8 protein-coding genes are annotated in these 5469 nt (G+C 66.0%); 2 read left to right on the top strand and 6 right to left on the bottom strand.

What is annotated here, in order from left to right; translation table 11 throughout:
- From RKP46_RS09880 to ccmA, 6 genes are all read right to left on the bottom strand, one after another.
- The coding region (locus RKP46_RS09880; protein ID WP_311106486.1) for a heme lyase CcmF/NrfE family subunit at window positions 1–1184 on the bottom strand (1184 nt) is incomplete at its 3' end.
- A 14-nt stretch (window positions 1185–1198) separates the two neighbouring features.
- Window positions 1199–1678: a cytochrome c maturation protein CcmE gene (gene ccmE / locus RKP46_RS09875; protein ID WP_311106485.1), complete on the bottom strand. Its 480-nt coding sequence runs from the start codon at window positions 1676–1678 to the stop codon at window positions 1199–1201.
- A complete protein-coding gene (gene ccmD / locus RKP46_RS09870) occupies window positions 1675–1893 on the bottom strand; it encodes a heme exporter protein CcmD (RefSeq protein WP_311097686.1) in 219 nt (72 codons plus the stop codon). Before ccmD ends, ccmE begins: the two co-directional genes overlap by 4 nt.
- Before the next feature lie 15 nt (window positions 1894–1908).
- On the bottom strand, window positions 1909–2658 hold the full coding sequence (gene ccmC, locus RKP46_RS09865; RefSeq protein WP_311106484.1) for a heme ABC transporter permease CcmC: 750 nt from the start codon (window positions 2656–2658) through the stop codon (window positions 1909–1911).
- A 25-nt stretch (window positions 2659–2683) separates the two neighbouring features.
- On the bottom strand, window positions 2684–3352 hold the full coding sequence (gene ccmB, locus RKP46_RS09860; RefSeq protein ID WP_300334368.1) for a heme exporter protein CcmB: 669 nt from the start codon (window positions 3350–3352) through the stop codon (window positions 2684–2686).
- Entirely contained in the window at window positions 3346–4002 is a 657-nt protein-coding gene (gene ccmA, locus RKP46_RS09855) for a cytochrome c biogenesis heme-transporting ATPase CcmA (RefSeq protein ID WP_300334365.1), read from the bottom strand. The genes ccmB and ccmA overlap by 7 nt, the downstream gene beginning before the upstream one ends.
- A gap of 445 nt (window positions 4003–4447) precedes the next feature.
- Here ccmA and RKP46_RS09850 point away from each other — a divergent pair, with 445 nt between their 5' ends.
- Entirely contained in the window at window positions 4448–4696 is a 249-nt protein-coding gene (locus RKP46_RS09850; protein WP_311106483.1) for a DUF1272 domain-containing protein, read from the top strand.
- Window positions 4697–4917: 221 nt separating this feature from the next.
- Entirely contained in the window at window positions 4918–5229 is a 312-nt protein-coding gene (locus RKP46_RS09845; protein ID WP_311106482.1) for a hypothetical protein, read from the top strand.
- The last annotated feature ends 240 nt before the right edge of the window (window positions 5230–5469 follow it).

Raw genomic sequence — 5469 nt, 5'->3', positions numbered from 1 at the left:
ACGAAGACGGCGTCGAAATAAGGCGGGCCGACCGACAGCTTGCCAGCGCCGAGCGCGTCGATCAGCAGCGGGTAGAGCGTACCCAGCAGAACCGAAGCGCAGGCGACGACGAGCAGAACGTTGTTGGTGAGCAGCAGCGACTCGCGCGAGAGCAGAGCAAAGCGCCCGCCGAGGCCGACCTTGGGCGCGCGCCAGGCGAAGAGCGCCAGCGAACTGCCGATCACCGTGCAGAGAAAGAGGAGGATGAAGATGCCGCGCCGCGGATCGGTGGCAAAGGCGTGCACCGAGGTCAGCACACCCGAGCGGACCAGGAAGGTGCCGAGCAGCGACAGCGAGAAAGCCGAGATCGCCAGCAGCACCGTCCAGTTCTTGAAGCTGCCGCGCTTTTCGGTCACCGCCAGCGAATGGACGAGCGCCGTACCGACCAGCCAGGGCATGAAAGACGCGTTCTCGACCGGGTCCCAGAACCACCAGCCGCCCCAGCCGAGTTCGTAATACGCCCACCACGAACCGAGCGCAATGCCCAAGGTCAGGCAGGCCCAGGCAGCGGTCGTCCACGGGCGCGACCAGCGCGCCCAGGCCGCGTCGAGCTGACCCGAGAGCAGCGCGGCGATGGCGAAGGCGAACGCCACCGAGAAACCGACGTAGCCCATGTACAGCATCGGCGGATGGAAAATCAGCCCGGGGTCCTGCAGCAGAGGATTGAGGTCGCGCCCCTCCTCGACCGCCGGCAGGACGCGCTCGAAGGGGTTCGAGGTCAACAGGATGAAAAGCAGGAAACCGGCGCTGACCAGGCCGAGCACGCTGAGCACGCGCGCCGCCATGTGCTCGGGCAGTTGTTGCGAGAGCAGGGCGACGGCAAGCATCCAGAGCGCCAGCATGAGCACCCAGAGGAGCAGCGAGCCCTCGTGTCCGCCCCACACCGCGGCCACCCGGTATTGCAGTGGCAGCAGCGTATTCGAGTGTTGCGCCACGTAAATGACTGAAAAGTCATTTTGAACGAAAGCCGTGGTCAGGCAGGCGAAGGCGCCGACGAGCAGCAAGGCGTGCGCCAGCGTCGCCGGGCGAGCGAGCGCAATCCACGCCGGCCGCTGCAGATGCGCGCCGAACAGAGGCAGCGTGCCCTGCACGAGCGCCACGCAAAGGGCAAGGATGAGCGCGAAATTGCCGAGTTCGGGAATCATGAGGGTCGTCCGCCTTAGGGCTTGAGGGTGCGCGCGGCAGCATCGGCAGCCGCCCGATTGGCCGCGGCGCGTTCGTGCGCGTCGCCGACCGCCTTGGCCGCTTCCGGCGGCATATAGTTCTCGTCGTGCTTGGCAAGCACTTCGCCAGCAACGAAAACCCCGTCGTCGTCCAACTTGCCCTGCGCGACGACGCCCTTGCCCTCGCGGAAGAGGTCGGGCAGGATGCCCTTGTAGGCAACGGTCATTTCCTTGTCGGTATCGGTGACGACGAAACGCAGCGTGACACCGTCGGCCGAGCGCTGCAGCGAGCCCTCCTTGACCATGCCGCCAATCCGGAAGCTCTTGCCTTTCGGCGCTTCACCGGCAGCCACCTGCGTCGGCGAAAAGAAAAAGACCAGATTGCTCTGGAAGGCATTGAGCACCAGCGTGGCGACCAGGGCGAGAATGGCCAGTCCGCCGACGATCAGCGCGAAGCGTTTGTGACGAGGTTTCAAGCGGAACTCCCGGATGAAGACGAAGGACTGACGGCCCTGGCCTCACTGCGCTCGGCGCGATACTGGCGGCGCAGACGTTCGACGAGTCTCCTCCGACTGCGCCGGATGAGCATCGGTTCCGCCAGCATGACGCCCGCCATGACCAGCACCGACCCCCAGACGTACAGACCGTGCTTGCCCATGGCGAGGAATTCGGCCAGGCTGTTCCAGTGCATTGTTCCCCTCCTCCCCTACTCCGTATCGCCGAGCAGCGCGCGCACCCATTCGGTATGCCGCTCGCGCTCGAGCATGATCGTGCGCACGCGCATCAAGGCGACCGCGATGCTGTACATCCAGCAGGCCAGCGCGCAGAGCAGCATTCCCCAAAGCATCATCGCCGCCATGCTCGGCGCCCGCGTCAGGCTGACCGAAGCACCCTGGTGCAGCGTATTCCACCACTTGACCGAGAAATAGATGATCGGAATGTTGACCACGCCGACCAGGGCAAGAATGGCGCCCGCCTTGTCGGCCCGGCGCGGATCGTCGATCGCCGCCTGCAGCGCGATGAAGCCGATGTACAGAAAGAGCAGGATCAGTTCCGAAGTCAGGCGCGCGTCCCACACCCACCAGGTGCCCCACATCGGCTTGCCCCAGAGCGCACCCGTCCACAGCGACAGAAAGGCGAAGAGCGCGCCGGTCGGCGCCAACGCCGAGGCCATCATGCCCGACAGACGGGTGTTGAAGGCCAGGCCCAGCGCCGCCCAGAAGGCCATCACGAGATAGATGAACATCGACATCCACGACGCCGGCACGTGCAGGAAGATGATCCGGTAGCCCTCACCCTGCTGCTCGTCCATCGGCGCGAGCAGAAAACCTGCCGTCAGTCCGGCAACGCCAAAGATCGCCGCCAGCAGCCAGAACCACGGGATCATCTTCCCGGCCAGCGGGTAGAAGGTTTGCGGACTGGCATACTTGTACCAGTTGATCGATTGCTTGCTCATCGCGTACAGGGTCTTGCGTCGGTGTTCATTCGAGGGCCACGCGCAGCGCAGCGGCAGTCGGCCAGGGAGCAAAAAAGACACCGCCCAGCGTCAAGGCGCCGAGCAGCGACAGATGGGCTTGCGGGCCAAGCCCGCTGACCGTCGCGTCTACCGCGCCAGCGCCGAAGATCAGCACCGGAATGTACAGCGGCAGGACGAGCAGTGACAAGAGCACGCCGCCACCGCGCAGGCCGAGCGTCAGCGCGGCGCCGATCGCACCGATGCCGGACAGCGCCGGCGTCCCGATGAGCAGCGACAAGGTCAGGACGACCAGCGCGTCGTGCGCCAGATCGAACTGGATGCCGAGCACCGGTGCGAGCAGAACGAGCGGCAGGCCGGCGACCAGCCAATGCGCGACGACCTTGCCGATGACGATCAGGCCGAGCGGGTGCGGCGCCAGCGCGAGTTGTTCGAGCGTGCCATCACGATGATCGTCGGCGAACAGACGCGGCAGCGAGAGCATCGTCGCGAGCAGCGCGGCAACCCACAGCACACCCGGCGCCAGCCGGCGCAGTTGATCGGGTTCCGGGCCAACGCCGAGCGGAAACAGGCTGACGACGATGATGAAGAAGAAGACGGCGGCGGCGATGTCGGCCTGCCGCCGCAGCGCCAGACGCAGATCGCGCCCGACGACGGCGCCGATCACGCTCAGCATGACGCCCTCGCAGCACCCGCCGAGCTCACCGCCAAGCCGCCCAGCCAGACTTCGCGCACCGCGCCGGCAGCCACCGTCACCGCCTGATGCGTGGTCAGCACGGCCAGCCCGCCGCGTTGCAGATGCGCGCCGATCAGCCCGGCGACCAGGTCGACGGCCGCCTTGTCGAGGGCCACGTAGGGCTCGTCGAGCACCCACAGCGCGCGCCTCTCGTACACCAGGCGGGCCAGCGCGGCGCGCCGCTTCTGCCCCTGCGACAGATAGCGGCAGGCGAGATCGACGCGCCCCTGCAGGCCGACGCGTTCGAGCGCGGCGAGCGCGGCGTCCTCGCTGAGCGGCTCCTGCGCCAGCCGCGCTGCCGTCAGCAGGTTCTCCAGCGGCGTCAGTTCGTCCTTGATCGCGTTCTGGTGTCCGAGATAGCACAGGACGCTGCGGAACTCGTCGCCCAGCCGGCTGATCGGCTGCCCGCACCAGCGAATTTCGCCGCTCGCCACCGGCGTCAGCGCGCACAGCATGCGCAGCAGGCTCGTCTTGCCGGAGCCGTTCGCGCCCTGCAGATAAAGCATTTCGCCCCCGGCCAGACGGAAGCTGAGGTCCGCAAACAGGCGGCGGTCGCCACGGACACATTCCAGATTGAGGGCTTCAAGCATTGCGAGGAGGGGGCGGCCAGAACAAAGGCCGGCGGCGCCGTATTGTGAGGCCGCGAGTGTACCGCCGGATTGACCAGAATCAAAATCGATTCAACGGCTTTTGCGGCCGCTTGCAAGCTTCGCGCCGAGCCCGCACCGACGCGCCGGCGCGCCCGGGGCTGGCCGAGGCGGTGCCGGGCCGCCGGGCAGCGCGCGCGAACCGCGCTGGCCGCCGCATTTCCTCCCCCCCACCTTGCCCAGCCGCCGGTCTCGGCCTATCCTGCGCGTGCTAGCGCGCAGGCCAGGCGGCGACCCTTGGCCAGCCCGTTGCGGCGATGCGCCACCGCGCAGTCGCCTTTTCCATATCAGGCATCCTGGGTATCTTGATCATCCTTTCCCTCGTTCCCGTCTTTCCCACCGTTTCCCCATCGTTCCCGACCAGAACACCGCCCTGCTGGAGGTACCCATGCTGGAACTCAGACCAAACTGCGAATGCTGCGACAAGGACCTGCCGCCCGACTCTACGGAAGCGCGCATCTGTTCGTTCGAGTGCACTTTCTGCGCCACCTGCGCCGACGGCGTTCTCGGCGGGAAATGCCCGAACTGCTCGGGCGAGCTACTCGCCCGCCCACGCCGCCCAGCGGACAAGCTGGCAAACAATCCGCCGTCGAGCGAACGCGTCCATCACCCGACCCCTTGCCGCCGGGCCGCCTGAGCGGCCGGCGCCCAGGCCAAGGCTTGACCCGAAACGCCAGACGCCTACAATCGCAATGCACCCACCGTCCAAGTGCTGATTCCCAGCAGCCCTGGCCGACCAAGCAAATGCCGGCGATTGGAACAGGCGCTTTCAGCGCAGAGGGAGGGCAAACGCCATCCGATCCCCATCCGATCCCCATCCGATCAATGACGCTGCCCAGCAGCCACATCCGAGGCCCCATGCAATCTTTTGCTCATGTCTTTGCCTATGTTCTTGGCGTGGCCATCATCATTGCCGGTATCCGGACCATCTTCACGCAGCAAGCTACGCTGACCATTCGACTGTGGGGCGACTCCTCCAACAGCCCCACTCGCGATAGCAGCGAGGGCTATTCCACATCCGAACACACGGGTTTCGTGGCCATTCTGATTGGCATTGGCGAAATCGGAACTGGCATCCTGATGCTGATCAAGGGGCCGGGCTTCTTTGCCTGGCAGCGTGTCGGGCTGATCCCTGGACACCAGCCAAGCAAGTCTCACAGAGCGCTATGAAGCGGCTGGCTTTCCTCGTTTCACCGGTTTTTCCGGCCGTTTCCCCCCGTTCTTCCCGACTGCGTGCGCGATTAGCCTTGCGTTCGTTGTCATGGGCGGCTTGTGGCACGCCGACCGCGACAACCAGCATCCTCGCTACATCAACCCCAGATTGTTGCGTCATACGCCGACTCGCAGGCGCGCGATCCGCGCCTGACTACTCCAGCCGCATTCCCTGCTTGATCCCGCCAAGTATCCTGT

Source organism: Accumulibacter sp. (genome assembly GCF_031732815.1).
Lineage (GTDB): Bacteria > Pseudomonadota > Gammaproteobacteria > Burkholderiales > Rhodocyclaceae > Accumulibacter.
Note: the sequence above shows the minus strand (reverse complement) of the source record. Positions and strands in the feature narration are given on the sequence as shown.

Coding starts and splice junctions, on each gene's coding strand:
- ccmD (WP_311097686.1), bottom strand. CDS start 1,893: ATGCACTGGAACAGCCTGGCCGAATTCCTCGCCATGGGCAAGCACGGT.
- ccmC (WP_311106484.1), bottom strand. CDS start 2,658: ATGAGCAAGCAATCGATCAACTGGTACAAGTATGCCAGTCCGCAAACC.
- RKP46_RS09850 (WP_311106483.1), top strand. CDS start 4,448: ATGCTGGAACTCAGACCAAACTGCGAATGCTGCGACAAGGACCTGCCG.
- ccmA (WP_300334365.1), bottom strand. CDS start 4,002: ATGCTTGAAGCCCTCAATCTGGAATGTGTCCGTGGCGACCGCCGCCTG.
- ccmB (WP_300334368.1), bottom strand. CDS start 3,352: ATGCTGAGCGTGATCGGCGCCGTCGTCGGGCGCGATCTGCGTCTGGCG.
- RKP46_RS09845 (WP_311106482.1), top strand. CDS start 4,918: ATGCAATCTTTTGCTCATGTCTTTGCCTATGTTCTTGGCGTGGCCATC.